The organism is Nakamurella sp. GG22, assembly GCF_052976845.2.
In genome coordinates this window covers 222,823-248,865 of sequence record NZ_JBRIIO020000001.1, presented here as the reverse complement: position 1 = coordinate 248,865, position 26,043 = coordinate 222,823, and the positions used below count along the sequence as shown (strand labels likewise).

The window sequence follows — 26,043 nt, the reverse complement described above, 5'->3', positions numbered from 1 at the left end:
CGTCAGGCCTGGTTGACGGCGATGATCACGCCCGCGGCGTCGACACCGGCCGTCGGGTCCGGCAGGGCGTCCAGCGCCGCCGTCCCGAAGGTCGGCTCGGGACAACGCTTTTCGGTCGCGGAGGGCGGGTGGGTTCGGTGCCGGCTCTGCAGCGGGAGGCAGTTCCAGGTCCGCCAGACCCGGGCGTCACCCGTTGCCGCGCCGTAGAGAAAGCCCTGACCGCAGTGGATGCCAAGGGCCACGACGGTTGTCGCCTCCTCGGGCGTCTGGATTCCTTCCGCGGTCAGCACTGCGCCGATATGGGCGGCGAACGCGACGAAACCGGCCGCGAGCGCGCGTTGATCGGGCTCGACGTCGATCCCGCTGATGATGCTGCGGTCGAGCTTGACGACGTCGGGGCGGATCTTCACGATGTGCTGGCCGGAAGCGAAGCCGGCGCCGGCATCGTCGACCGCGATGCGGATTCCGGACTGCCGGAACCGGTACAGCGCCGCCGTCAGCGGCTCGTAGTCGAGCACCTGGCTGTGCTCGGTCACCTCGAGCACCAGCCGTCGTGGATCGATCGACGAAGACCCGATCATCGCGGCCAGCCGCTGATCCAGGCACGTCTCGGGCGAGGCATTGAGCGAGACCGAGAGTTCCGGCGGAAGCGCGACAGCTGCTGTCAGTGCGGTGTCGATCGCCAGCAGTTCCAGGTCGGTTCCGAGCCCCACCGCGGCCGCTTCGGCGAACCAGATGTCCGGCCGTGACGACGGCTCGACCGTCATCCGGCTGAGCGCCTCCACCCCCAGCACCGCACCGGTGCGCACGTCCACGATCGGCTGGAAAGCGATGACCAGCAAACGGTTGTCGATGATGCGCTGGATGCGGGACCGCATCGCCCTGCTCGCCACCACCTGTGCTGCGTCCGGTCCGATGTGCCGGCTGACCCCTCGACAGCCGACCATCGCACCGGACGCATCCACCTCCGGCTGGATGCACACCTCGAACCAGGAACTCGAGCCGTCGCGGTGGGTGGCCGAGATGATCAGGTTGCCCAGACCCTCCTCCGGCACGCCGGCCGCCCTGACCATCGCCTCCGCGCGCATCAGTTCCGTGGGATCCATGAAGATGGCCGCGTTCCGGCCGACCAGTTCATCGGCGCTGTATCCCAGCACGTCCAGGCAGCTGTCGTTGCTGGACAGGATCTTGCCCGTGAGGTCCACGGTCCAGATCCAGTCGGGCACACCGGCGCCGCCGGCGTGCCGCACCCGGTTGACTGACCGGCGCGCCCAGACAAGGGCGGCGATGGCTCCGATACCGCCCAGCACCACGCCGAGGGTCAGTACCCCGTCGATGGCGGTCACCGCGGATGCCCGGGTGCCGGTGAGTGGTCGACGGCCGGTGCCGGTACGGCATGACGGCAGGGCAACTGCACGTCCGGTGCCACTCCGTTCGCAGCCATTCGCATCTCCCCGCCGCACGACCCGGGTGTCGGGCCGGAGTGCCGGCGGAGGTTTCCGCCGCGCGTGTACTTAACAGGCCTCAAGATCGTAAGCACGAATGGCGTACAAGAGCAGGGACCAAGGTCCCGAAACGACGACCGCCAGTCCAGCCTACGGTGTATTTGCTCGACTGGGTGACTCATTCAGGGGTCTCACTGATTTGCTCGGGCGCGCTGCGTTAACAAGTTGAGATCAACATGGGGTTGATCGGTGGTTGCAACGGTTCCTCGTGGACGGTTGGCTCACCCGGGCGGACGACGGTCCTTCCGGTCGGTGACGGTGCCGAACGCCGTTCCCCTTGCCGGCGGGCTGTCCGGAAGCAGCGGCTCGCGCAGTTCCGGCGGCGCCAGCAGCCTGGCGAGGTGGTATCCGAGAATGGCGACGATCGATCCGAGGGCGATGCCGGACAGTTCGAAATCACTGCCGAAGGACATCGACACGTTGCCGACGCCGATGATGATGCCTGCCGCAATAGGCACGAGATTCACCGGATTGGCAAAATTGACCCGGTTCTCGATCCAAATCTTGGCGCCGAGCAGCCCGATCATCCCGTACAGCACCACGGTGATGCCGCCGAGCACACCGCCTGGGGTAGCACTCACGACAGCCCCGAACTTCGGCACCAGCCCGAGCAGGATCGCCACCGCGGCGGCGACGTAGTAGGCCGCGGTGGAGTAGACCCGGGTCGCCGCCATCACCCCGATGTTCTCGGCGTAGGTGGTGGTCGGCGAACCGCCGATGGAGGAGGACAGCGCAGTCCCGAGGCCGTCCGCGAACAGCGCCCGCCCCATATAGGGGTCGAGGTCGGTGTTCGTCATCTCCGCCACCGCGCGGACGTGACCGGTGTTCTCCGCGATGAGCGCGATGACGCCCGGCAGCGCCAGCAGTATGTAGTTGAGCTGGAACTCCGGCGCGTGCAGCGGCGGCAGCCCGAACCACGCCGCGTCGGCCACGCCGCTGAGGTCGACCCGCAGGTGGGTCGTCACGGCGCCGGTCCCGTCGGCGGCCGTGATCGGGCCGAGGATCGCGTCCAGCGCCCAGGACAGCAGGTATCCGAAGATCAGCGCCAGGAAGATCGCGATCCGGGACCAGAAACCGCGGAACGCGACCGCCGCCACGATCGTGAAGACCATTACGGTGAAGGCGGCGCCCGGATCCTGCGGCCAGTAGACGCCGGCGACCACCGGTGCGAGGTTGAAGCCGATCAGCATGACGACTGCGCCGCTGACCACCGGTGGCAGTGCCTTCCGGAGCGCGCGCCCGCCGACGAAATGCACGATGAGGCCGACCACGGCGAGCGTCAGACCGGCGACCAGGATCGCCCCCGTCACCGACGCCGAACTGCCGCCGGACGCGCGGATGGCCACCACCGCGCCGACGAACGAGGCCGAGGTGCCCAGGTAGGACGGGACCTTGTTGGCGACGATCAGCAGGAACAGGACCGTGCAGACGCCGGACATCATGATCGCGAGGTTCGGGTCCAGGCCCATGATCAGCGGGAACACGAACGTCGCGCCGAACATCGCGACGACATGCTGGGCGCCCACGCCGATGGTCTTCGGCCAGGAGAGCCGCTCGTTCGGCATGACGACGGCGCCGAGCGGCAAAGGTTTGCCGTCGCCGACGAGCTTCCAACCAGCCATGGTGTGCCCCTTCGGGTCCGTGCTCTGTGCGGGAGTTGCGAGTGCGGTCAGCCGGCCAGTTCGGCGGCCCACGGCGGGTTCGCGCCCGCGCGTGAGCAGGTGATCGCCGAAACCCGCGAGGCGAACGTCAGCGCTGCGTGCAGGCCGTCGACGGTCAACGTCTCGAGGCGACCACCGAGGTAACCGGCCTCCGCGAGGTAGTGCAGCAGGCCGCCGTGGAAGGAGTCGCCCGCTCCCACGGTGTCCACCAGGGTGGTGGGGGCGATCGGCGTCCTGACCTGTTCACCGCGCAAGGACGCGAATGCGCCGTCCGCACCGAGGCTGACGACGGCCAGCGGGACGCCGCAGGCGTGCAGGTGCTTGGCCGCCTGCTCAGGAGTCCATCCCGGCCACAGTTGGTCGAGGTCGTCCTCGGACAGTCGGACGATGTCGGCGAGCCCCGACCAGCGGTCGATCCAGAGCCGGTACGACGTCACCGGAACGAGCAGCGTGCGCAGGTTGGGATCGATCGACACCGTCATCATCCGGCGCGCCCTCGCGAGCAGGTTCTCGATCACCTGACCCGAGGGTTGCAGGGCCAGCGCGAGGGTCCCGGTGTGGATGGCGACCGGCGGGCTGTACGCGAACGGACCGTCGATCAGCGGCGCCAGCGAGGCGTCGGTCCAAGCCCAGTCTGCGGTTCCCTCGGTGTAGAACTCGTAGGTTGCTGCGCCGGTGGCGTCGAGCCGGGCGATGGCCAGTGTGGCCGGTTCGGTCGCGCTCTGCGACGCGCTCAGGTCGACCAGCGATTCCTCCAGCTTTGCCCGGCAGAGCGCACCCAGCGCACCGCCGGACAGCCGCCCCGCGAACCGGGCGGTGGTACCCAAACGGGACAACGCGACGGCCGTGTTGGCCGGCCCGCCCCCCGGGTGCACGGTGAGATGTGCTGCCCCATCGACGATTCCGCCCGGCGGAAGGACTGCGTCGGCGACGACCTCACCGACGACGGCGATGGTGGGCATGGGTGCTCCTTCGCTGGGGCTGCGTTCCGCCGGCGCCTGGTGGCTTCCGTCAGGTGATGGCTCAGGGGAGCGTAATGGCAGCCCGAGGGGTTCCGCAGGGCAGTCCGCCGGGTTGCGCGGAGAGCCTCACCGGTGTTGTCCGCAGCCCGTCGCCGGCGCGCGGGATCAGGCCCAGCCGAGCTCGTCCAGCCGGTCGTCGTCGATGCCGAAATGATGCGCGACCTCATGGATGACGGTCGTCGCCACCTGTTCCCGGGCTGCCTCGACGTCCCGGGCGTGGGCCAGGATCGGCAACCGGTAGATGGTGATGGTGTCCGGGAGGTAGCCCGAGTACTGCGAGGTCCGGGAGGTCAATGCGACGCCGTGGTACAGCCCGTAAAGGTTCTGGGTCGGGTGCCTGTCCTCGACCAGGATGACGACGTTGTCCATGGCCTTGGTGAACTGCGCGGGGATGAGGTCGAGCGCTTCGGCAACGAGCTCCTCGAACTCCTCACGCGTCATCACCACCGGCATGGGCCCATTCTGCCCCGCTGAGCTCGCGGCCCGGTCCTGCTGCGGGTTGTTCCTGGTGTTCTCGCGGGCGACGGCGATGGGGCGTTCCCTGCTCCGGAGCCGGGATCGGGACGAGCGTCCGGACCCTGATGCCGCCCGGTTTAGGCTCAGTGGGTGATCGACCTGCGACTACTCCGTGACGACCCCGACCGCGTCCGCGCCTCCCAGCGGGCCAGAGGCGCCGATCCGGCACTCGTCGACCGGTTGCTGGCGGCCGACGTCGCACGCAGGTCCGCGGTATCGACCGGCGACACCCTGCGGGCCGAGCAGAAGACCCTCGGCCGGAGCATCGGCAAGGCCTCGCCCGACGAGCGCCCCGCGCTGCTCGAGCGCGGCAAGGAACTCGCAGCCGGCGTCAAGCATGCCGAGGCGGCCGAACAGGCGGCCAATCAGGAGCTCACCGCCGCTCAGTTGGCCCTGCCGAACGTCATCCAGGACGCTCCGCCCGGCGGCGAGCAGGACTACGTCGTCATCAAGCATGTCGGGGAGCCGCCGGTGCTCGATTTCGAGCCGCGCGACCACCTCGCGCTCGGCGAGGGACTGGCCGCGATCGACATGGAGCGCGGCGCGAAGGTGTCCGGCGCCCGCTTCTACTTCCTGCGCGGCGTCGGCGCCCAGTTGCAGTGGGCGATGCTCACCCTCGCGGTGAACAAGGCCATCGCGAACGGCTTCATCCCGATGATCCCGCCGGTGCTGGTGAAGCCGGAATCCATGGAGGGCACCGGTTTCCTCGGCGAGCACGCCGACGAGGTGTACCGGCTGGCCGCCGACGAGCTGTATCTGGTCGGAACCTCCGAGGTACCGCTCGCCGCCTATCACTCCGGCGAGATCCTCGACCTGGCAGGCGGTCCCACGCGATACGTCGGCTGGTCGTCCTGCTTCCGGCGGGAGGCGGGCTCCTACGGCAAGGACACTCGGGGCATCCTCCGGGTGCACCAGTTCGAGAAGGTCGAGATGTTCTCCTATTGCCGGCCCGAGGAGGCCGCCGACGAGCACCTCCGGCTGCTGGCTTTCGAGGAGGAAATGCTCGCCGACATGGAGATCCCTTACCGGGTCATCGATGTCGCGGCCGGCGACCTCGGGACGTCCGCGGCGCGGAAGTTCGACTGCGAGGCCTGGGTACCGACCCAGCAGGCCTACCGGGAGCTCACCTCCACGTCGAACTGCACGACGTTCCAGGCCAGGCGGCTCGGGGTGCGGTACCGCGACGCGGACGGCAAGCCCCAGGTCGCCGCCACGCTGAACGGGACGCTGGCAACCACCCGCTGGCTGGTCGCGATCCTGGAGAACCACCAGCAGGCCGACGGTTCGGTGCGGGTTCCGGCCGCGCTCCGCCCCGGCCTGGGTGGGCGTGAGGTCCTGGAGCCCGTCTGACCCGCGGGTCGGAGCAATCGAGTCGCCGGTTCCGTGCCCTTCACGGGCCGGGAAGGGCACGCAATTGGCGACTCGATCGGGAGATCAGGTGATCAGCACCATCAGCCCGACCAGCAGCGACACGATCACCGCCGCGGACACGGTGACCACGCCGACAAGCCAGCCGCGTCCGTAGCGCTGGGCGTTCGGGCGGCGGGGGTCGATGATCGCGTCGATCGGCACGAAGTAGAACGTGCCGATCAGCACGACCGCACCGATCGCCGCGGCCCACCATCCCGGGATCCCGAACTCCTCCTCTACCTACGTTCGCAATCTGTCCCATCCGGGCGCCCGCCAAGCGATTCGAGTGGTCGAATGCGGTTGCTCACCGGCAGATGGAGCAGCTGCAACCGACATCTCGAAGAGTGAGGCGGCGCGGCACAGGGGCCGCGCGGGCATGGGGCGGCGCCTGCAGTGGGGCAGCGCGTGCAGTGGGGCAGCGCGTGCAGTGGGCGGGGCGTGCAGTGGGGCGGCGCACTGCGGCGGCGCCCGGAGTGGGGCGGCGCGCGATCTGTAACACCCGCGTCACCCGGCCGCCGCCTGCCGAACACCGTTCACGGCCTACCCTCGGCCGATGACTGTGGCCCCCGCCCGCCTCCGGCCCGTTGATCTGGTCATCCACGCGGAGCGGGCGTTGATCGACGGCACGGAGCAAAGCGCCAGCGTGCTCATCCGGATGGGCCGCATCGTCGGGATCGCGGAGTACGGAGCGGCGCCGCCCAGCAGGCGGGTCGCCACCCTCGGGCCCGACGAGGTGCTGATCCCGGGCCTCGTCGACACCCACGTGCACATCAACGAGCCCGGCAGGACCGAGTGGGAGGGCTTCGACACAGCGACACGAGCGGCCGCGGCGGCCGGCGTCACGACGCTGATCGACATGCCGCTCAACTCCCTCCCACCTACGCTGACTGCGCAGGCGTTGGCCGCGAAGAAGGTGGCGGCACGCGGCCGGTGCCGCGTCGATGTCGGCTTCTGGGGCGGCAGCGTGCCGACCAATCTCGACGATCTCCCGGAGTTGTTCGCAGCCGGGGTGTTCGGCGTCAAGTGTTTCCTGCAGGACTCGGGAGTCCCGGAGTTCCCACCCTTGACCACCGGCGAACTGCGGGCGGCCATGCGGGTCATCGCCGGCATCGGGGGATTGTTGCTGGTGCATGCGGAGGACCCCGGGGTGCTGCACACGGCCCCGGTGCCGCAGGGCCCGAGCTACGCCGCATTCGTCGATTCCCGGCCCGCGTCGGCCGAGATCGGTGCCATCGAGACATGTATCGAGGCGGCGGCGGTCACCCGCTGCCGGACGCACATCGTGCACCTGTCCAGCGCGGGCGGGACGGCAGCCATCAGGCGGGCAAAGGCCAACGGGGTGCCCATCACCGCAGAGACCTGTCCGCACTACCTGACCTTCGCGGCGGAGACGATCCCCGACGCCTCCCCGCAGTTCAAATGCTGCCCGCCGATCCGGGGCGGTGCTGACCGCGAGGCGCTCTGGGAGGGCCTGGCCGACGGCACGATCGACATCGTCGTCACCGACCATTCGCCCAGCACCCCCGAACTCAAGCTGCTCGACGTCGGCGATCTCGGCCTGGCGTGGGGTGGGATCGCGTCGCTGCAGTTCGGCTTTGCGAGCGTCTGGCACGAGGCACGCAAGCGCGGAATTCCACTGTCCACCGTGTTGAACTGGATGTCCTACGGGCCGGCCGAACTTTCCGGCCTCGAGCACAAGGGCCGGATCGAGATCGGCGCCGACGCAGACCTCGTCGCCCTCGCGGACACCGAAACCTTCTCCGTCACACCGGATCTCATCCGGCACCGGCATCCGATCACCCCATACCTCGGGCGTGAGCTCTCCGGGGTGGTGCGCGCCCGCTGGCTCCGCGGGACCGAACTGACGGACGAGATGATCGCCGGGAAGCTGCTCACCCATGACGCCCAGCGCGCTCCCGACCGGGAGTAGCGCCCGGACGATTCGCAACACCAACGGAAGCGCACGCGGCACCACCGACGAGAGCCACCAGCAGCACACCACCGACAACATCACCGCAATCCATGGGAGTGCGCATGAAACGGACCGACCTCGACCTCGTCAGCCGGGCGCTCGGCGGGTCGGTGCGCTACGTCAGCGACGAGTTCTTCGCCGCGTGCGAGGCCCTGCTGCTGCCCTCCGCACCGGTCCACGACACGTCCACCTTCGGTCCGCACGGCAAGATCTACGACGGCTGGGAGACCCGCCGTCGCCGCACCCCCGGCTACGACTGGGCCGTCGTCGCGCTCGGTGTTCCAGGTGTACTGCACGAGATCATCGTCGATACAGCGTATTTCCTTGGCAATTACCCGCCCGAGGTGTCGGTCGAGGCGACCTGGCTGGACGGCTCGCCGGACCCGGCGGCCCTCGAGAAAGCCGAGTGGATCACCGTTGTGCCGAATTCAGCGGCCCGTGGCAACACCGCCAACACCTACCGGGTCTACAACAATCAGGCCTTCACCCACGTCCGGCTGAACATCTATCCCGACGGCGGCGTCGCCCGGCTGCGCGTCCTCGGCTCGGCCGTTCCCGACCCACGGGTGCTGGGCGATCGCATCGACCTGGCAGCCATCCACCACGGCGGTGACATCGCCGAATGCTCGGACATGTTCTATTCCGATGCCCGGCATGTGCTCTACCCGGGCATCGCGAGCAGCATGGCCGACGGCTGGGAAACGGCACGCCGCCGCACTCCCGGCAACGACTACCTGGTCGTCACGCTCGCCGGTCCTGCGCGTCTGTCGTTCGTCACCGTCGACACCGGCTACTTCCTCGGCAATGCGCCCGGCCGGGTCCGGATCTCGGCCCGGGCGGCCGACACCGATCCGTGGCACGAGATCCTCGGCGAGCGGCGGATCTCGCCGGATTCGCGCAATCGGTTCCGGCTGCAGGACGACGAGGAAGTGACCGCGGTGCGGGTCGACGTCTATCCGGACGGCGGGTTCTCCCGGCTCCACCTGCTGGGACAGTTGTCCCCGCAGGCGCTCTCCGCCGCCATCTCCCAGTGGTTGTTGCGACTGCCCGCCCAGGCCGCGAGCCGGGTGCTGGCCGATGCGGGCCTCGGCGGTACACCGGTCCGGGAACTGACCGACAAGCAACTGCTGACCCTGGCCTGGTAGCGACGCAGGGCCGTCTCGCCGCCCCATCGGTTTCCGCACGAACTGCTTCGCCCCGGCAACTTCTGAGATATATCCAGGCTGTCACGACGGCGCAACATTCGGTGGTTATCTTTCGACGGTCCCGATTGTCGCGAGCGCAACGGCGCACCCGCAGCCCGATCCCGCCCGGTATCACCGCCCGATATCACCGCACCGCCATCGCGGACCGATATCACCGCCAGCCATCTCAGTCCGATATCACCGACAGACGGCGGCTCCGACCGATTGCGGCCGGACCCGTTCCGGACCCGTTGATGTCGGCCGATACCGGCGCAGCACCGCCGTCTGTCGCACCGGATCAGCCCGGTCACCTCATCGCTCCGTCGACCCGCACAGGAGATCGTCATGACCGACACCACAACCTCGCCGGATCCCGGCGGCCCGGCCCCCGGAGGCGCCCCGGGCGTCGTCCTGGAGTCGCACGAGCACCTGGCGGGAGCGGGTCTGATCAAGCCCGGCTACTCGCCCCGCCTGACCAACGAGGACCTCGCGCCGCTGAAGAAGCAGACGTGGACGTCTTACAACTTCTTCGCCTTCTGGATGTCGGACGTGCACAGCGTCGGCGGGTACGTCACCGCGGGCAGCCTTTTCGCGCTGGGTTTGGCGGCCTGGCAGGTGCTGATCGCGCTGCTGGTGGGCATCACCATCGTCTACTTCCTGTGCAATCTCGTTGCCCGACCCAGCCAGGCGACCGGCACCCCGTACCCGGTGGCGTCACGGATCTCCTTCGGTGTGCTGGGTGCCAACATCCCGGCCATCATCCGCGGGCTGATCGCCGTCGCCTGGTACGGCATCCAGACCTATCTGGCGTCCGTCGCTCTCGTGCTGCTGGCGCTGAAGTTGTGGCCCGGCTTGGCGCCGTATGCGGCCGTCAGCGAACACGGCCTGTTCGGGTTGTCGCTGCTGGGCTGGATCGGGTTCGGCGTCATGTGGATAGCCCAGGCAATTGTCTTCTGGCGCGGCATGGAATCGATCCGCAAGTTCATCGACTTCTGTGGGCCCGCCGTCTATGTCGTGATGTTCCTGCTCGCCGGTTACCTGGTGATGGAGGCCGGTTGGTCGAACATCGACTTCAACCTCGCCGAGGGTGGAATCACCCTGACCGGGTGGGCGGTGCTGCCGGTGCTGTTGTCGGCAATCGCGCTGGTGGTGTCGTATTTCTCCGGTCCGATGCTGAACTACGGCGACTTCGCCCGCTACGGCAAGAATTTCGGCGCGGTCAAGAAGGGCAACTTCCTCGGGCTGCCGGTCAACTTCCTGGTGTTCTCACTGCTCGTCGTGGTCACCGCAGCGGCGACGCGACCGGTCTTCGGTGAACTGATCATCGACCCGGTGCACACGGTCGCCAAGCTCGACAATGTGTATGCCGTCATTCTCGGCGCGCTCACCTTCATGATCGCCACCGTCGGCATCAACATCGTCGCGAATTTCGTGTCGCCGGCGTTCGACTTCTCGAACGTCAACCCGCAGAAGATCAGCTGGCGGATGGGCGGCATGATCGCCGCGGTCGGGTCCGTGCTGATCACCCCGTGGAATCTCTACAACAGCCCCGAGACCATTCACTACACGCTGGACACCCTCGGCGCATTCATCGGACCGCTGTACGGCGTGCTGATCGCCGACTATTACCTGGTGAAGCGCCGCAGGGTCGACGTCGACGCCCTGTACACACTGGACCCGAAGGGCACCTATCACTACAAGAAGGGCTACAACCCGATTGCCGTCATCGCGACGGCGATCGCCGCGATTGCGGGAATGACGGTGGTGTTCTTCGGTTCGTCAGAGGCGGCAACGTACACCTGGTTCATCGGCGCCGGCACCGCCTTCGTGCTGTACATGGTCGGCAGCCGATTCCTGGGCGCCAAGGCGAACTACCCCGATCCTGCCGGGTCCGCCGTCCTGACCTGATACGAACTCCGAGAACGACGCCCGGAAATGGAGCACCCGCAGTCCATGCTCATCAAGGTGATCAATCCCAACACGACCTGGGCGATGACGGAGAAGATCGGCGCCTGCGCCCGGTCGGTCGCCGCGGCGGGCACCGTCATCGACGCTGTCAGCCCGTCCATGGGACCGGCCTCGATCGAGAGCCATTACGACGAGGCGCTCTCCGTGCCGGGCGTGTTGGAGGAGATCGCCAAGGGAGAGCGGGACGGGGTCGACGGGTACGTGCTGGCCTGTTTCGGTGACCCGGGGCTGGACGCCGCGCGCGAATTGGCGTCCGGCCCCGTTGTCGCCATTGCCGAGGCCGGGATGAAGGTGGCGACCTACCTGGGTCGCGGATTCTCCGTCGTCACCACATTGCAGCGAACAGTCGGCAGGGCATGGGATCTCGCGGCGCACTACGGCCTGCACTCCGCCTGCAGGAATGTTCGGGCATGCGAGATCCCGGTGCTGGAATTGGATCTCCCCGGCTCGTCGGCCCGCGAGGTGATCACCGCTGAATGCGCCAGAGCGGTCGCCGAGGACGGGTCGGATGTGATCGTTCTCGGCTGCGCGGGAATGGCCGATCTGGCCGCGGAGATCAGCGCCCGGATCGGGGTGCCTGTGGTGGACGGTGTCGCGGCGGCCACCACCATGGTGCAATCGTTGGTGACCATGGGACTGGCCACCAGCACCCGTGGCGAGTTCGCTGCACCGGGCGCGAAGGACGTCAGCGGCCTGTTGCGCGAGTTCGCACTGACATGACGACCTGACGTGACGGGAGAACGGTGGCCGCATCCGCTTCCCGCTCGATGCCGCGACGATCGGCGCTGATCGCCCGGCTGCGTGGCGACCTGGACGTCGATGTGACGGGACGTGGCCAGCAGATCATCCTCGACGAGCTCCGCCAGGTGATCCTCGACGGTGACGCGCCACCCGGGACCGCCATTCCCGTCGACGAGGTCGCCGAACTGTTCGGGGTCAGCCGTATCCCGGTTCGGGAGGCGCTGAAGACGCTGATCGGCGAGGGCCTGGTCGAGCACCGGCCGCGTTCGGGCTACACCGTCGCGCAGCTGACGCTCGCCGAACTGCAGGAGATCTACGTGGTGCGCGGCGTACTCGAACGGGCCGCGATCGCCGCCTCCGTCGCGGCCGCCGGGCCCGATGACGACCGCGCGGTGCAGGACGCCTACGAGGATCTGTGCACAGCCGAGGCGGTGTCCGACCACCGCGGCTACCACCGGGAGAGCCGGCGATTCCACCTGGCGCTGCTGGCACCGGCCCGGACCCAGCGGCTGATGAGGATGCTCGAGTCCGCCTGGAACCTCACCGAACCCGTCCAGCCGATGTCACAGATCCCGGCGGCCGACCGGGCCGCCCTGCACAGCGAGCACCGCGCGATGCTGGATGCCTTCCTGACCAGGGATGCGGCCGGGTTGCTGGCGGTGTCGGCCGAGCATCACGGACACCTCGAGCGGTCGATCGCGGCGCTGCCGCGGGACAGCTCGGTGTTTGCCTGGTCCGGCGACGGCTCCGACCAATCAGGGACTGTCGACCAGCTCCAGCCGGGCGGCTCTCCTCTTCCGTGACTCTCCAGCTTCCGCGACTTTCCAGCTTCAGTGACTCTTCAGCGAGCCTCAAGCCGCCCGTCGCATCCTCTGATGGTCAGATCCGGGACGACCAGCCAGCAACGATGAGGACAGTCGATGTCACAGGAACGCTTGTCAGTGGCGAAGAGTCGGCAGGTGGCCGCTCCGCGCAATCGCACCATGATCGTGGTCGGGTCCGTGTTCCTCACGGTGGGACTCGTCATCGGGACCGTCCTGGTCCTCCTCGGATCGCGCGACTACTCGGCCTACACCGGCAGGGCCCAGGCGACGGTGGTGTCCGTGACGACCGACACCAGCAAGAGCTCCTCGGGTCAGACCCGCACCAGTCGCAGCTACGACGTCCAGTTCAGCTCCGGCGATCGCACGGTCCTCGTGGAGGACATCGGCGGAGTCCACACGGGCGACTACACGTCCGGCGACGTCGTCGGCGTCGCATTCCCACCCGACCGGCCGGAGCAGGCTGTGTGGGCGTACACCGTCGAGGGCGGGCAGCAGGTCCTGCTCTACGTCGGACTGGCGGTGGGCACCGTCTTCGCGGCGCTCGGTGCGCTCATCCTTGTGCTGGGACTACGCCGCCGAGGTGCCGGCCAGCCGGTCGTGCCGGGCAGCGGCGTTGGTGGGCCGGCGCAACCCGACCCGGGGCCGGCGGCGGAGATCAACCGGGCCTGGACGTTCGACGAGGTCATCTCCGACCTCGTTCGGCGGACCTCCGGTACGCCGTACACGGTTGACCGATCCGGATCATCGGTGACGGTGCGGGTGGATCTCGCCGACACCAGTTGGTGGGCCCTGCTGCAGCGACAAGGCCTGCGGAAGTCGTACGCGACCACCCTCACCGCCGTCGGGCCTTCCACAGTGGCACGTTCCGACAGTGAGCAGGAGCTCGACTGGGCCGCCGGACCGGACGGCCGGCTGATACCGGTTGTCACCGGACAGATGTCGATGTCGGGTGGCAGGGTGTGGGCTTTGGGATCGGAGCAGATCTGGGCCGTGGGGCCTACGGGCGTCAGCAAGGTCGTCGACTACCGACTCGACTCGGCTGAATTGCAGGGCCTGATCGCCCAGACCTTGGACCGGGCTGGGTGGTCCACCGCGCTGGACACGCAGTCGCGGATCGGCCTCTGGGTCGCGGCGGCGGCCGGCACCGGGGCCGTGGCGACGGTCCTCGTCCTGCTGCTGCGCTGAGCGGGGTATCCGGCTGCTGCCACGGGGGATGGTCTTCACCAGGCGAGATCGGGCCATCCCGGCCCGGTTAGGCTCCCTCTGCAGGACTTCGGAAACGGGGATGCCGGTGTGTCCCGGACGCCTGTACCCCAAGGCCAGCGTTGGAAGGAGAGCCAGTGACCGCTCCGGCACCCATTGCCGGCCCGACGCTGACCGTCGCGGAATTCGACGCGGCGCCCGCCGACGAGGTGCGGGAGCTGCTGGGGGCGTGCCTCGACATCCCGCGATGGGTGGACGAAGTGGCGGACGGCCGCCCGTATCGACGCCGCGAGGCGCTGCTCGAGCAGGCCGCCCGCAGCGCCGAGCGGGTGCAGTGGGATGAAGTGGCGGGAGCGCTTGCCCGTCATCCTCGGATCGGGCAGACACCGTCCGGCCCGGGCGAGAACCCCGGTATGGGGGTCACCGATGCCAGGCTGTCGGCCACCGAGCAGTCCGGCGTCCGGCCCGCGGAACGGCAGGCCCTCGCCGAGGGTAACGCCGCGTACGAGAAGCGTTTCGGACACATCTATCTCATCTGCGCGAGCGGGCTCAGCGGTGCGCAGATGCTCGCCGCGCTGAAGCAGCGGCTGAACAACGACGAGCGCACCGAACGGCGCGTGGTGGTGGAGGAGCTCGGCAAGATCGCGGCGCTCCGTTTGCAGAAGGCGGTGACGGCATGACGGACATCCTCCGGATCAGCACCCACGTGCTGGACTCGGTGCTCGGTCGCCCGGCGGCCGGTATCCCGGCGGTCCTCGAACAGCTCGCCCCCGACGGCACTCCGACCGACGTCGGTCATGGCGTCACCGACCCTGACGGCCGGATCGGGCAGCTGAATTCCGTCCCGCTCGCACCGGGCGAATTCCGGCTCACGCTGAGCACGGGCGGCTACTTCGAGCAGTACCACCCGGCGGTGTTCTACCCGTCGATCGTGGTGCGTTTCCTCCTGTCCGGCGACCGCGAGCACTACCACATCGCCGTGCTCGCAAGCACTTACGCATTCACGACGTATCTCGGCAGCTGACCGTTCCGCCGGCCGAACCAGGTGTGAATATGGCAGATACACGATCGACACATTGCTTTGCCAGGATGGCCAGCGTCCTGCCGGGTGATGCGACCTGCCGGGTGATGTCGGGATACCGCGCGACGACGGAGGAGCTGACCAGATGGCCATCGTTCTTGGGGCGAACCAGTACGGCAAGGCCGAGGTTCGCATGGTGCACGTCGACCGCAGCAGCCGCGTGCACCAGATCACCGACGTCAATGTGACGAGTCAGCTGATCGGCGACTTCGCCGACACCCACCTGACCGGTGCCAATGACGCAGTCATCGCGACCGACACACAGAAGAACACCGTCTACTCCATGGCCCGCACCGGCGGGTATTCGTCGCCGGAGGAATTCGCGCTGCGGCTGGCGCGGAATTACGTCGACAAGTACCAGCAGGTCACCGGCGCCCGGATGGCCGTCGAGCAGTACTCCTGGGATCGGATCTCCACGTCGGCCGGCCCGCACGACCATGCCTTTTCCAAGGGCACGGCAGAGGCCAGGACGACCGTCGTCCGCAAGGACGGCGACAACGAATCGGTGATCTCCGGGCTGACGGGCCTGGTGGTGCTCAAATCCACCGGCAGCGAATTCTGGGGTTTCCCCGACGTCGAATACACCTCGCTGGTCGAGACAACCGATCGCATCCTGGCGACGGCCGTGAGTGCCCGGTGGCGGTATGTCGGTAGCGACATCGATTGGGACAAGAGCTTTGTCGCCATTCGCAATGCACTACTGGAGGAATTCGCGAACATCCACAGCCTGTCCCTGCAGCAGACGTTGTTCGCGATGGGGAAGGGCGCGTTGGAGGCTGTTCCCGAGGTCGCGGAGATCCGGCTGTCACTGCCGAACAAGCACCACTTCCTGGTGGACCTCGGGCCGTGGGGACTGGACAACCCGAATCAGGTGTTCTACGCGGCCGACCGCCCGTACGGGCTGATCGAGGCGTCCGTGCTGCGTGACGACGCCCCGCCCGCCGGTTCCGCATGGGAAGGGATCGCCGCGTTCATCTGAGTCGGGGTCCGTCGGCCCGGGCTCGTCGTGCCCGGCGCATCGCGTACGCGTGGTCAGCCGGCCGGTTGCTGCGGACGAGCGGCGTCGCGACGAACGGCCGTCGCCTGGATGAGCACCGCCAGTTCCGCGGCCACCCCTATCGCGATCATCGCGGGCTCCTTGCCGGTGATGGCGGGGGAACCGACGGGGCTGGTGATCCGTGCGATCGTCGACGCGTCGTGACCGGAGGCGGCGAGCCGGCGCCGGAAACCCGACCATTTGGACGTTGACCCGATCAGCCCGATGCTGCCGAGCTGCGGCAGCCGAAGTGCTGTGTCGCACAACGCGAAATCCTCCGCATGGTCGTGCGTCATGATCAGCACATGCGCGTCGCGCGGCAGCGATTCCAGGATCCGTTCGCCGAGCAGTTCGTGGTGCACCGTGACGTCGGCCGATCCGTCGGTGATGCCGGAGAGCCGTAGCTGGTCGAGCTGATCGGACCGGGAATCGACCAGGTGCAGCCCGATTTCCAGCCGGGAGAGGATTCGTGCCAACTCGAAACCGACATGCCCGACGCCGAAGATCGCCACCACCGGACGGGCCGGGAGCGGCTCGAGCAGCAGCGTCACCTCACCGCCGCAGCACTGCCGGCCGTGCTGGTTGCGGGCGTGCTCGCTGAGCGTGGACGTGCAGGTCTCCGGGCGGGTACCGCCGTCGGCGATCAGTTCCCGGGCGCGGCGCACGGCCGATTCCTCGAGGTTGCCGCCCCCGACGCTGCCCCAGGTGGAGTCGGCGGCGACCACCATCTTTGCCCCGGCATCCCGCGGCGCGTGCCCGCGGACCTCGATCACCGTGATCAGCACACCCGGCGAACCGTCCCGTCGCAGTTGTGCAATGGCGTTGAGCCAGTCCATCGGTCACACTTCCGCAAGGGTGTTCCGGACCTGCCCGTTGGCGCGGCCGCCGTTCGCTTCCGCCACTCCTGTCGGCGACTGGGCCGACTGTGCCGACTGGGCCGACTGTGCCGACTGGGCCGACCGGGCCGCCTCGATCGCCCAGTAGACGGCTTCCGGGGTGGACGGGCAGCCGAGGTCGACCGACCAACCGGACGGCCCGAAGGCGGCGACGGCGTCCCGCAGGGCCTCGCGGACGCTGAAGGCGAGCATCAGCGGTGGCTCACCAACCGCCTTCGAGCCGTACACAACCCCGGATTCGGTGGCCCGCTCGAACAGGTGGACGGCGAATGTCTCCGGCATCTCGGAGAAGCTGGGGATCTTGTAGGTGCTTGCCGCCTGGGTGTCGAGCCGGCCGCGGTGCGGGCCGTCGCCGGTGTTCCAGCGCAGCTCCTCGAGCGTCAACCACCCGGTGCCCTGGACGAAACCGCCCTCGATTTGGCCGATGTCGACCAGCGGGGAGAGGCTGTCGCCGACATCCTGCACGATGTCGGTGCGCAACAGCCGGTACGCACCGGTGAACCCGTCGACCTCGACCTCGGAGAGCGCGGCGCCGTACGCGAAGTACTTGAACGGCTCGCCCTGCATCCGGTCGGCATCCCAGTGCAGCCCCTCGGTGCGGTAGTAACCGGCCGCCCAGAGCTGCACCCGCTGGAAGTAGGCGTCCCTGACGACCTCGGCGAACGGGATCAACTGGTCGTGGAATCCGATCCCGGTGACGAGTCCGTCGGTGAACCGCACGTCATCGGGATGGATGCCGAGCTTGCCCGCCGCGACGGCGCTGAGCCTGCCCCGGATCTGCTCGCAGGCATTCTTGATCGCGCCGCCGTTGAGGTCGGCGCCGGAACTCGCCGCCGTCGCCGACGTGTTCGGCACCTTGTCGGTACGGGTCGGCGCGAGTCGGACGTAGTCGAGCGGAACGCCGAGCGCGGTGGCCGCCACCTGGATCATCTTGGTGTGCAGGCCCTGCCCCATCTCGACGCCGCCGTGATTGATCAGCACGGAGCCGTCCTTGTAGACGTGCACCAGGGCGCCGGCCTGGTTGAACGCCGTCAGGTTGAACGAGATGCCGAACTTGACCGGGGTCATGCCGAGGGCGCGTTTGGTGTGCGGATGGGTGTCGTTGAACGCTGCGACGCCGGCCTTGCGGCGGGCGAAATCGCTCCGCTCGTGCAGGATCGACCAGATCGCCTTGAGCCGCTCCGCGTGCCGCACCGGCTGCCCGTACGGTGTGGTCTGGCCGGGCGAGTAGAAGTTGTTGCGCCGCAACACTTCCGGCGCGACACCGAGCAATGGTGCACACCGCCCGAGAATGTCTTCCAGCACGATCATGCCCTGCGGCCCACCGAATCCGCGGAACGCCGTCTGTGAGGTCTTGTTGGTCTTCGCGATCCGGCCGTGTACCTCGATATCGGGCACCCAGTAGGCATTGTCGATGTGGCACAAGGCCCTGGCCAGCACCGGTTCGGACAGGTCGAGGCTCCAGCCGCCGTCGCTGGTCAGGGTGGCTTTCAGTGCACACAGCCGGTGGTCGGCATCAAAACCCACCTCCCAGCTGGCGTGGAACGGGTGCCGCTTGCCGGTCATCGTGATGTCCTGCGTCCGGTTGAGCCGGAGCAGAACGGGTCGGCCGGTCAGCGTCGCACCCAGCGCCGCGATGGCCGCGAAGCCGTGCGGCTGCATCTCCTTGCCGCCGAAACCCCCACCCAGGCGCAGGCACTGCACGGTGACACGGTGACTGGACACTCCGAGCACGTGCGCGACGATCTCCTGCGTCTCGGTCGGGTGCTGGGTGCTGGACTGGACGAAGAGTTGCCCGTCCTCGTCGATCAGCGCGAGCGCGGCGTTGGTCTCCAGGTAGAAGTGCTCCTGCCCGCCGAACTCGAATTCACCGCTGAACCGGTGGACGGCCGACTCCAGAGCTGACGTCGCATCGCCGCGGGTGACGGTCCGCTGGTGGCCTTGGAAGCTTTGCGCCGCAATGGCTTCGGTCAACGTCAGCAACGACGGCAGTGGCTCGTAGGCGACCCGGATTGCCTCGGCACCCATCCTGGCCGCCTCCAGCGTCTCGCCGAGAACCCAGCAGACCGCGTGACCGTAGAACATCACCTCATCGGGGAACAGCGGTTCGTCGTGCTTGATGCCCGCGTCGTTGACGCCAGGAACGTCCTTCGCGGTCAGCACCCTGATCACACCCGGGACGACGTAGGCGGGTTCGGTCTCCAGGGTGAGCACGCGGGCGTGCGCGTGCGGCGCCTGCAGCGGCCAGGCGTGCAGCAGGTCCTTCGTGCGAACCTCGAGATCGTCGGTGTACAGCGCCTTTCCGGTGACGTGCAGGGCGGCGCTCTCGTGCGGCAGGGCCAGTCCCACCTTGGGGTCGACCGGGCGATCGGCCAACGAGCCGTGTGCGGTGCTCATGTGGTCAGGCCTCCTGCGTCGTCGTGCCGGGGTTCTCGGCGTAGAATTTGCGCAACGCGGCGCCGAGCATTGCCGACCGATAGGCCGCGCTCGCCCGGTGATCGCTGATCGGTGTCGCTTCGCCGATCAGGATCTCGGCGGCGCGATCCACGGTCTCCTGATTCCACGGCTGACCGGTCAGTGCGGCCTCGGTCGCAGTGCCGCGAATCGGCATTGCCGCCACCCCGCCGAGTCCGATGGTGATCTCGTCTACCGTTGGCTTGTCGGCATTCTCCAGCCGGAGAGCGAAAGCGACCGCCACGCTGGAGATGTCGTCGAACCGTCGCTTGGAGATCTTGTGGAATGCGCTGATCGGCGCGAGGGGCAGTGGGATTCGAACCGTCCTGATCAGCTCGTCGGCGTGCTTCACCGTGCGCCGGTACCCGGTGAAGTACTCGGCCAGCGGCACCTCCCGCTCACCCGCCGCGGATGCGAGCACGAGGGAGGCGCGCAGGGCCAAGAGGGCGGGCGGGCTGTCGCCGATCGGTGACGCGGTACCGAGGTTGCCGCCGAACGTTGCCCCGTTGCGGATCAGCCGTGACGCGAACTGCGGGAACAGCTGGGCGAGCAGCGGCACCCGGCCCGCCAGTCCGTGCTCGATCTCCGAGAGCGTCAGCGCAGCACCGATGTCGATGCAGTCGGAACCCACCGTCAGTTCGCGCAACTCCGGGAGGCGGTCGATGCCGATGGTCAGGTCAGCGCGGGCATGCCGGATGTTCAGCTCGACACCCCAGTCGGTCGAACCGGCCACCAACCGTGCGTCCGGGTGCTCGGCGAGCAGGCTGAGCGCCTCGCCGAGATGGGCCGGCCTGCGGTAATCACCCAGTCCGTTGAAGACCTCGGTGGTGGCGGGCGGCGGCGCCGGACGACCGAGCCGGGCGAACAACGGGTCGACCCCGGTCGGTTGGCCCAGCGCGTAGGCGGCGTCCCGGATGGGCCGGTACCCGGTGCACCGGCACAGGTTCCCGCTCAAGGCGTGCAGATCGAAACCGTTCGGACCGTGCTCGTGATCGGGTGCCTGCCCAGGAGATGTGGGGTCGGGGACGGTCGGGTCTGCGGCCGGGTCCTCGTTGCCGTCGATCGAGCGTTGAGCGGCCGCGCCGCTGGAGTTCGGTTCCGCTTCGGCTGCCCGCTCCGCGCGGTGTCCTGCAGTCGGGCGGCGGTCGGCCCGGTAGTACTCCGCCGCCATTGAGCAGATGAACCCCGGTGTGCAGAAACCGCACTGCGACCCGCCCCGCTCGGCCATCTCCCGCTGTACCGGGTGCAGGCCGTCCGGACCGGCCAGGCCCTCCGCGGTGACGATCTCCTGGTTGTCCAGGCCGGCGGCGGGCACCAGGCAGGAATTGATGGCTGTCCAGCGCGTGCCGTCCCCGTCGGGCCTGGCCACCAGCACCGCGCACGCCCCGCATTCACCTTCGGCGCAGCCCTCCTTGGTCCCGGTGAGCCCGGCGAACCGCAGCCACTCGAGGAGGGTGACGTGGCCGCCGACGTCGCCCAGGCCGAGGCTCCGGCCGTTGACTGTCAGCGATGGCTCCATGGTGACGAACTCCTGTCCTGTCGTGCTCCTCGACCAAGAGTGCCCCTCCCGGTCGCTCGCGTCACGGGCGGTGCCCTTCTCGCCCCGCAGGCGGGGCTGCGGTCAAGCGGGTCCCGCAACCGCAGATGCCCGTGAGCGTCACCGAACACCGTCCATATTGACGATGCGTAACACCTCGTTTACGCCGCTCACCTTCTCCGGCAACGTCACCGGACCACAGTGCGCAGGTCAGATTCTCGCGGGGGGACGGAAGCGTCCGATCCGACACCGTTTCACTGGAGGCGACAGATGGGATTTCGGCGCACGCTCGGACCGGACGGGAAGCCGCTCGAATCGGTCGATGAACTGCCGCCCTGGCGGCAACTGATCCCGCTCGGCCTGCAGCATGTCCTGGCCCTGTATGCGGGCGCGGTCGCGGTCCCGCTGGTGGTCGGTGGCGCGCTCATCGCCGCCGGGAAATTGAACCCGGACGACCTCGGGTACCTGGTCACGGCTGATCTCTTCGTCGCGGGAATTGCGACCCTGATCCAATCCATCGGATTCAAATGGTTCGGCGTCCGGTTACCGCTGATGCAGGGCTGCACCTTCGCCGCGGTCTCGCCGATGATCGTCATCGGCTCGCAATACGGCGTCGAGGCCATTTACGGCTCGGTGATCGCATCCGGCATCTTCATGATGCTGCTGGCCCCGGTGTTCGCGAAATTGGTGCGGTTCTTCCCGCCGCTGGTCACCGGAACGGTCATCCTGATCATCGGGTTGTCGCTGTTCGGGGTCGCCGCGAACTGGGTGGGCGGCGGCGTCATCACCGCCGACGGCGCACCGATGAAGAATGTCGCACTGGCCGCCGGCACCCTGGTGCTGATCGTGCTGATCGAACGTTTCGCGCCGCCGGCCCTCGCCCGCATCTCGATCCTGCTCGGCATCGTCATCGGAACCATCGTCGCCATTCCACTGGGAATGGTGCACTGGGACAACGTGCCCAATGCCGATTGGGTCGGCGTCACCACACCGTTCTATTTCGGGTACCCGATCTTCGAGGTCTCGGCAATTGTGTCGATGTGCATCGTCGCCTTGGTGATCATGACGGAGACCACCGGCGACATCCTGGCGATCGGCGAGATCGTCGACGTGAAGATCGACAGCCGTCGGCTCGCGGACGGCCTGCGCGCGGACGGGTTCTCAACAGTCCTGGGCGGCGTCTTCAACACGTTCCCCTACACCGCTTTCGCGCAGAATGTCGGATTGGTGTCCATCACCGGCGTGCGCAGCAGGTTCGTTGCCACCTTCGCCGGTGCCGTGTTGATCGTGCTGGGACTGACACCCAAGATGGGCGCCATTGTCGAGGGAATTCCGCAGCCGGTGCTGGGCGGTGCCGGGATTGCCCTGTTCGGGATGGTCGCTGCCAGCGGCGTGCGCACCCTGTCGACGGTGAAGTTCAACAATCGCAACATCTTGGTCGTCGCGATCTCTCTGGGAGTCGCGATGATCCCGGTCGTCCGGGATTCCTTCTACAACGACTTCCCGGACTGGTTCAAGACGATCTTCCATTCGGGCATCAGCGCCGGCGCGATCACCGCGATCCTGCTCAACCTGCTGCTCAATTCGGACAAACAACGCGCGCTGTACGAGTCTCAGGAGGGGTCGACCATTTCTGGTCACGACGCGGTCAGGGAGAACCCGATGGTGGAGCCGTTCGGCGAGGCCGCGCAGATCCCGCGGCAGGTTGACCACCCCTTCGAAGTGCCGCAGCCGGAGCGCAAGCAGCACGCGGATTCCGAGGGGGATTCAGCACGGAAAAATTGATGGCCGCGCTGTCCGGTTGCCGATCGGGGCCATCATGGACAGCGCGCACATCGTTGTTTCCGCCGGCGCCCCGCCGGCCGGCAGTCATCGAGAGGAATGCTTTGTGAGCAGTCGGATCACCGTCTCCGGACCACCTGTGGAGGGCATGGATGACGTCCTGACGCCGGTCGCGCTGGCTTTCCTGGAAGAGCTGCACGACCGCTTCGCCACCCGCCGCGACGAGTTGCTGGCGGCCCGCCAGTGCCGCCGGGACGCGGTCGCCGTCGGGGGTCCGCTGGATTTCCTGGCGGAGACGGCCGATGTGCGGGCGGGTGACTGGACCGTCGCCCCGATCCCCGACTACCTGAAGGACCGCCGGGTCGAAATCACCGGTCCCACCGACCGCAAGATGACCATCAATGCGCTCAACTCCGGCGCCAAGGTGTGGCTGGCCGACCTCGAGGACGCGAACACCCCTGCCTGGAGCAACGTCATCTCCGGGCAGATCAACCTGCGTGACGCGGTCCGGCGCACCGTCGAACTGGACCAGGACGGGAAGTCGTACCGGCTGAAAGCCGACGCCGAACTCGCGGTCATCGTCCCGCGGCCCCGCGGTTGGCACCTCCCGGAGAAGCACCTGGCCGTCGACGGCGCGCCGCTGGTCGGTGCGCTGGTCGACTTCGGCCTGTACTTCTTCCACAACGCGGAGGAGTTGCTCGCCCGCGGTGCCGGGCCGGCGTTCTACCTGCCGAAGATGGAGTCGCATCTCGAGGCGCGGCTCTGGGCCGAGGTGTTCGCGTTCTCCGAGGAAGCGCTCGGACTGGACCACGGAACGATTCGGGCCACGGTGCTGATCGAGACGATCTGGGCCGCGTTCGAAATGGACGAGATCCTGTACGAGCTGCGCGACTACGCCGCCGGGTTGAACGCCGGCCGCTGGGATTACCTCTTCTCCATCGTGAAGACCTTCCGTGACGCCGGCGATCAGTACGTGCTGCCCGACCGCAACACGATCACCATGGCGGCGCCGTTCATGAAGGCGTACTCCGACCTGCTGGTGGCCACCTGCCACCGTCGCGGTGCCTACGCGATCGGCGGGATGGCGGCGTTCATCCCGTCCCGCAGGGACCCGGAGATCAACGCCGTGGCGTTCGACAAGGTGCGCGCCGACAAGACCCGCGAGGCCGACGCCGGATACGAGGGATCGTGGGTGGCGCACCCCGACCTGGTGCCGATCTGCCAGGAAATCTTCGACGCCGCCCTCGGCGATCGGCACGACCAGCTCGACAAGGTGCTGCCGCCGGTGCATGTCACCGCGAAGGGCCTGCTCGACATCCGGTCGCTGCCGCTCACCGTCACGGCGAAGGGTCTGCGGGACAACATCGAGGTGGCGCTCGAGTACACCGTCAACTGGCTCGCAGGCAGCGGTGCCGTCGGCATCAACAACCTGATGGAGGACGCCGCGACCGCCGAGATCTCACGCTGCCAGGTGTGGCAGTGGCGGCGGAACCGGGTGGTGATGGACAACGGCCGGCGAGTGAGCGCGCCGTTGATCACGATGTTGCTCGACTCGGCCACCGAGCGGTTGGCGGACACCTGGTCGGAGCAGCCACACGGGCGTGAACTGCTCGCCGACGGCCGCAACCTGATCTACGACCTGTGCACCGACGATGCGTTCGTCGACTTCCTGACTGTGCCCGCCTACGAGTTGCTGCCCTGACGGTGCGCGGCTACGGGTTGCTGCCCTGTCGGTGCCATCCGCGACGATGTGCTCGCCCGGCTACCTGATCCCGAGGCGCGGTTCCGGGCCTCCAGCATCGGCCTCGCGGATACCGGGGGTGTGCGTGGCCAGACGGCGGAGCACGACGCGACCCCTTCGCCGAGTCGACGGTGAGCAGGTCGGCGACGGGGTCGGTGGTGTCGGGGACGGCTGGCCGTGGACCATGCCGGCGGTCACCTCACTGGTGGGCAAGGGCCTCGACCTAGGGCCGCTGACCGTCCTGGTGGGAGAGAACGGCTCCGGCAAGTCGACCGTGGTCGGGCCATTGCGATGGCCTACGGGATGTCGCCCGAGGGCGGGTCGACCGGTGCGCGGCACACCACCCGGGAGACCGAATCGGAGCTGTGGCGCTACCTCCGGCTGGTCCGGGGCGCCGGCGCGTCACGGTGGGGATTCTTCCTCCGCGCGGAGACCATGCACGGCTTCTACTCGTACCTGGAGGAGCACCCGGGCGGCGGCGACCCCCAGTTCCACGAGATGTCGCACGGTGAGTCATTCCTGGCGCTGCTCGGTTCCAGCCGGTTCAAGGATGAGGGGCTGTTCGTGCTCGACGAGCCGGAGTCGGCGCTGTCCTTCTCCGGCTGCCTCGCCCTGGTTGCCCTGCTGCACCAACTCACCGTCAAGGGCCACGCCCAGGCCATCATCGCGACGCATTCGCCGCTGGTCGCGTCGGTGCCAGGCGCGAGGGTGTTCGAGCTGGGCGACTGGGGACTACGCGAGACACCCTGGGAGGACCTGGCTCTGGTGCGGAACTGGCGAGCCTTCATGGCGGATCCGGCGGTGTACCTGCGGCACGTCGTCGAGTGATCCCGGGTGAGACTGTGCGGAGAGTCGGCACCCGGCAGTCGTCAGCCGCGCACCGCCATCCGCGCACCGTCAGCCGACAGCCGCGCACCGTCAGTCGTCAGCCGCGCACCGCCATCCGCGCACCGCCAGCCGGCTGCGGTCAGCTGCGCACCCGGTCGAGGAAGGCGATCGTCCGCCGCAGGAGGTCGGCCAGCCGCTGGTCGACAGCGATGCCGGGCGCCGGCCAGACCGAGGCCGTGGCGGCCGGGAGCCGGGCGTACTTCGAGCACGCCAGATCGGCGCAGATGTAGGTACCGACGGTGTTGTCGTTCCGCCCTGCAGCGCCGGCCCGGCGGGCGACGAACAGGGCTACTCCGCCGCCAGAGTGCGTGGACCGGCACAGCGCGCACATGACCGTCTTGTTGGACACCCCCTCGGGTGCCCGCAGAGCCAGACCGCTGAGCCGCTCCCCCTCCCAGGCGACCAGGTACCCGCGCTGCGGCGCCTTCGGGTCGCGCCACCCGAGGTACTCGATGCTGTCCCAATCGAGCTCGGCGAATGCGGCGGGGAAGTTCATCCAGGCGGACTCACCGCGCGAACTGTTGATCATCGAACCGCGGATGTCCGACTGGCTGGCAGGTCTCACTGTGTTGCGCCTTTCCTGACTGCGTGATGACGCCGGCGCCTTGAGGGCCGCCGGGCC

22 protein-coding genes are annotated in these 26,043 nt (G+C 68.2%); 13 read left to right on the top strand and 9 right to left on the bottom strand.

Annotation, left to right across the window (positions count from 1 at the left end):
- Positions 1 to 2: 2 nt before the first annotated feature.
- From ACVBEQ_RS01215 to ACVBEQ_RS01200, 4 genes are all read right to left on the bottom strand, one after another.
- The gene (locus ACVBEQ_RS01215; protein WP_447151580.1) at positions 3 to 1,346 is read right to left on the bottom strand and encodes a sensor domain-containing phosphodiesterase; all 1,344 of its coding nucleotides are present in this window, start codon (positions 1,344 to 1,346) and stop codon (positions 3 to 5) included.
- A gap of 380 nt (positions 1,347 to 1,726) precedes the next feature.
- Complete coding sequence (locus ACVBEQ_RS01210) at positions 1,727 to 3,127, bottom strand: uracil-xanthine permease family protein (RefSeq protein ID WP_447151579.1); 1,401 nt, start codon at positions 3,125 to 3,127, stop codon at positions 1,727 to 1,729.
- Positions 3,128 to 3,174: 47 nt separating this feature from the next.
- A complete protein-coding gene (locus tag ACVBEQ_RS01205) occupies positions 3,175 to 4,128 on the bottom strand; it encodes a carbohydrate kinase family protein (protein ID WP_447151578.1) in 954 nt (317 codons plus the stop codon).
- Positions 4,129 to 4,293: 165 nt separating this feature from the next.
- The gene (locus ACVBEQ_RS01200) at positions 4,294 to 4,641 is read right to left on the bottom strand and encodes a metallopeptidase family protein (RefSeq protein ID WP_447151577.1); all 348 of its coding nucleotides are present in this window, start codon (positions 4,639 to 4,641) and stop codon (positions 4,294 to 4,296) included.
- Positions 4,642 to 4,794: 153 nt separating this feature from the next.
- On the opposite strand from ACVBEQ_RS01200, the gene serS reads away from it, so the two are divergent.
- Positions 4,795 to 6,054, top strand: coding sequence for a serine--tRNA ligase (serS, locus tag ACVBEQ_RS01195; protein WP_447151576.1), 1,260 nt, complete (start codon positions 4,795 to 4,797; stop codon positions 6,052 to 6,054).
- A gap of 84 nt (positions 6,055 to 6,138) precedes the next feature.
- Here serS and ACVBEQ_RS01190 read toward each other — a convergent pair whose 3' ends face one another.
- Complete coding sequence (locus ACVBEQ_RS01190; RefSeq protein ID WP_447151575.1) at positions 6,139 to 6,300, bottom strand: hypothetical protein; 162 nt, start codon at positions 6,298 to 6,300, stop codon at positions 6,139 to 6,141.
- A gap of 367 nt (positions 6,301 to 6,667) precedes the next feature.
- On the opposite strand from ACVBEQ_RS01190, the gene allB reads away from it, so the two are divergent.
- The 9 genes from allB (at position 6,668) to pucL (ending at position 16,066) form a co-directional block, all read left to right on the top strand.
- The gene (gene allB / locus ACVBEQ_RS01185; RefSeq protein ID WP_447151574.1) at positions 6,668 to 8,044 is read left to right on the top strand and encodes an allantoinase AllB; all 1,377 of its coding nucleotides are present in this window, start codon (positions 6,668 to 6,670) and stop codon (positions 8,042 to 8,044) included.
- Positions 8,045 to 8,148: 104 nt separating this feature from the next.
- Positions 8,149 to 9,231 carry an allantoicase gene (gene alc, locus ACVBEQ_RS01180; RefSeq protein ID WP_447151573.1) on the top strand — a complete coding sequence of 361 codons (1,083 nt, stop codon included), beginning with the start codon at positions 8,149 to 8,151 and terminating at the stop codon, positions 9,229 to 9,231.
- A gap of 384 nt (positions 9,232 to 9,615) precedes the next feature.
- Positions 9,616 to 11,178, top strand: a complete 1,563-nt coding sequence (locus ACVBEQ_RS01175) for an NCS1 family nucleobase:cation symporter-1 (protein ID WP_447151572.1) — start codon at positions 9,616 to 9,618, stop codon at positions 11,176 to 11,178.
- A gap of 45 nt (positions 11,179 to 11,223) precedes the next feature.
- Complete coding sequence (locus tag ACVBEQ_RS01170) at positions 11,224 to 11,958, top strand: aspartate/glutamate racemase family protein (RefSeq protein WP_447151811.1); 735 nt, start codon at positions 11,224 to 11,226, stop codon at positions 11,956 to 11,958.
- A gap of 47 nt (positions 11,959 to 12,005) precedes the next feature.
- Positions 12,006 to 12,782 carry a GntR family transcriptional regulator gene (locus tag ACVBEQ_RS01165; protein ID WP_447151810.1) on the top strand — a complete coding sequence of 259 codons (777 nt, stop codon included), beginning with the start codon at positions 12,006 to 12,008 and terminating at the stop codon, positions 12,780 to 12,782.
- Positions 12,783 to 12,899: 117 nt separating this feature from the next.
- Positions 12,900 to 13,988 carry a DUF3592 domain-containing protein gene (locus ACVBEQ_RS01160; RefSeq protein WP_447151571.1) on the top strand — a complete coding sequence of 363 codons (1,089 nt, stop codon included), beginning with the start codon at positions 12,900 to 12,902 and terminating at the stop codon, positions 13,986 to 13,988.
- A gap of 155 nt (positions 13,989 to 14,143) precedes the next feature.
- Positions 14,144 to 14,686: a 2-oxo-4-hydroxy-4-carboxy-5-ureidoimidazoline decarboxylase gene (gene uraD, locus ACVBEQ_RS01155; protein WP_447151570.1), complete on the top strand. Its 543-nt coding sequence runs from the start codon at positions 14,144 to 14,146 to the stop codon at positions 14,684 to 14,686.
- On the top strand, positions 14,683 to 15,030 hold the full coding sequence (gene uraH, locus ACVBEQ_RS01150) for a hydroxyisourate hydrolase (protein ID WP_447151569.1): 348 nt from the start codon (positions 14,683 to 14,685) through the stop codon (positions 15,028 to 15,030). Before uraD ends, uraH begins: the two co-directional genes overlap by 4 nt.
- 142 nt (positions 15,031 to 15,172) lie before the next feature.
- On the top strand, positions 15,173 to 16,066 hold the full coding sequence (pucL, locus tag ACVBEQ_RS01145) for a factor-independent urate hydroxylase (RefSeq protein WP_447151568.1): 894 nt from the start codon (positions 15,173 to 15,175) through the stop codon (positions 16,064 to 16,066).
- A 53-nt stretch (positions 16,067 to 16,119) separates the two neighbouring features.
- Here pucL and xdhC read toward each other — a convergent pair whose 3' ends face one another.
- From xdhC to ACVBEQ_RS01130, 3 genes are read right to left on the bottom strand one after another with little or no spacing between them, the layout of a single operon-like run.
- A complete protein-coding gene (xdhC, locus tag ACVBEQ_RS01140) occupies positions 16,120 to 16,959 on the bottom strand; it encodes a xanthine dehydrogenase accessory protein XdhC (protein ID WP_447151567.1) in 840 nt (279 codons plus the stop codon).
- A 3-nt stretch (positions 16,960 to 16,962) separates the two neighbouring features.
- A complete protein-coding gene (gene xdhB, locus ACVBEQ_RS01135; RefSeq protein WP_447151566.1) occupies positions 16,963 to 19,416 on the bottom strand; it encodes a xanthine dehydrogenase molybdopterin binding subunit in 2,454 nt (817 codons plus the stop codon).
- Positions 19,417 to 19,420: 4 nt separating this feature from the next.
- Positions 19,421 to 20,992 (bottom strand): xanthine dehydrogenase small subunit, encoded by a 1,572-nt coding sequence (locus tag ACVBEQ_RS01130; protein WP_447151565.1) that lies wholly within the window; start codon positions 20,990 to 20,992, stop codon positions 19,421 to 19,423.
- Positions 20,993 to 21,280: 288 nt separating this feature from the next.
- Between ACVBEQ_RS01130 and ACVBEQ_RS01125 the strand changes: the two genes are divergently transcribed.
- The 3 genes from ACVBEQ_RS01125 (at position 21,281) to ACVBEQ_RS01115 (ending at position 25,361) form a co-directional block, all read left to right on the top strand.
- Positions 21,281 to 22,795, top strand: coding sequence for a nucleobase:cation symporter-2 family protein (locus ACVBEQ_RS01125; protein WP_447151564.1), 1,515 nt, complete (start codon positions 21,281 to 21,283; stop codon positions 22,793 to 22,795).
- Positions 22,796 to 22,940: 145 nt separating this feature from the next.
- Positions 22,941 to 24,494 (top strand): malate synthase A, encoded by a 1,554-nt coding sequence (gene aceB / locus ACVBEQ_RS01120; RefSeq protein WP_447151809.1) that lies wholly within the window; start codon positions 22,941 to 22,943, stop codon positions 24,492 to 24,494.
- Positions 24,495 to 24,824: 330 nt separating this feature from the next.
- A complete protein-coding gene (locus ACVBEQ_RS01115) occupies positions 24,825 to 25,361 on the top strand; it encodes an AAA family ATPase (RefSeq protein ID WP_447151563.1) in 537 nt (178 codons plus the stop codon).
- A 139-nt stretch (positions 25,362 to 25,500) separates the two neighbouring features.
- Here ACVBEQ_RS01115 and ACVBEQ_RS01110 read toward each other — a convergent pair whose 3' ends face one another.
- Positions 25,501 to 25,986 carry an FBP domain-containing protein gene (locus ACVBEQ_RS01110; protein ID WP_447151562.1) on the bottom strand — a complete coding sequence of 162 codons (486 nt, stop codon included), beginning with the start codon at positions 25,984 to 25,986 and terminating at the stop codon, positions 25,501 to 25,503.
- Positions 25,987 to 26,043 lie beyond the last annotated feature (57 nt).

Coding starts and splice junctions, on each gene's coding strand:
- ACVBEQ_RS01175 (WP_447151572.1), top strand. CDS start 9,616: ATGACCGACACCACAACCTCGCCGGATCCCGGCGGCCCGGCCCCCGGA.
- ACVBEQ_RS01165 (WP_447151810.1), top strand. CDS start 12,006: ATGCCGCGACGATCGGCGCTGATCGCCCGGCTGCGTGGCGACCTGGAC.
- xdhB (WP_447151566.1), bottom strand. CDS start 19,416: ATGAGCACCGCACACGGCTCGTTGGCCGATCGCCCGGTCGACCCCAAG.
- alc (WP_447151573.1), top strand. CDS start 8,149: ATGAAACGGACCGACCTCGACCTCGTCAGCCGGGCGCTCGGCGGGTCG.
- allB (WP_447151574.1), top strand. CDS start 6,668: ATGACTGTGGCCCCCGCCCGCCTCCGGCCCGTTGATCTGGTCATCCAC.
- ACVBEQ_RS01130 (WP_447151565.1), bottom strand. CDS start 20,992: ATGGAGCCATCGCTGACAGTCAACGGCCGGAGCCTCGGCCTGGGCGAC.
- ACVBEQ_RS01170 (WP_447151811.1), top strand. CDS start 11,224: ATGCTCATCAAGGTGATCAATCCCAACACGACCTGGGCGATGACGGAG.
- uraH (WP_447151569.1), top strand. CDS start 14,683: ATGACGGACATCCTCCGGATCAGCACCCACGTGCTGGACTCGGTGCTC.
- ACVBEQ_RS01125 (WP_447151564.1), top strand. CDS start 21,281: ATGGGATTTCGGCGCACGCTCGGACCGGACGGGAAGCCGCTCGAATCG.
- ACVBEQ_RS01160 (WP_447151571.1), top strand. CDS start 12,900: ATGTCACAGGAACGCTTGTCAGTGGCGAAGAGTCGGCAGGTGGCCGCT.
- aceB (WP_447151809.1), top strand. CDS start 22,941: ATGGATGACGTCCTGACGCCGGTCGCGCTGGCTTTCCTGGAAGAGCTG.
- pucL (WP_447151568.1), top strand. CDS start 15,173: ATGGCCATCGTTCTTGGGGCGAACCAGTACGGCAAGGCCGAGGTTCGC.
- ACVBEQ_RS01205 (WP_447151578.1), bottom strand. CDS start 4,128: ATGCCCACCATCGCCGTCGTCGGTGAGGTCGTCGCCGACGCAGTCCTT.
- ACVBEQ_RS01200 (WP_447151577.1), bottom strand. CDS start 4,641: ATGCCGGTGGTGATGACGCGTGAGGAGTTCGAGGAGCTCGTTGCCGAA.
- xdhC (WP_447151567.1), bottom strand. CDS start 16,959: ATGGACTGGCTCAACGCCATTGCACAACTGCGACGGGACGGTTCGCCG.
- ACVBEQ_RS01210 (WP_447151579.1), bottom strand. CDS start 3,127: ATGGCTGGTTGGAAGCTCGTCGGCGACGGCAAACCTTTGCCGCTCGGC.
- ACVBEQ_RS01115 (WP_447151563.1), top strand. CDS start 24,825: ATGGCCTACGGGATGTCGCCCGAGGGCGGGTCGACCGGTGCGCGGCAC.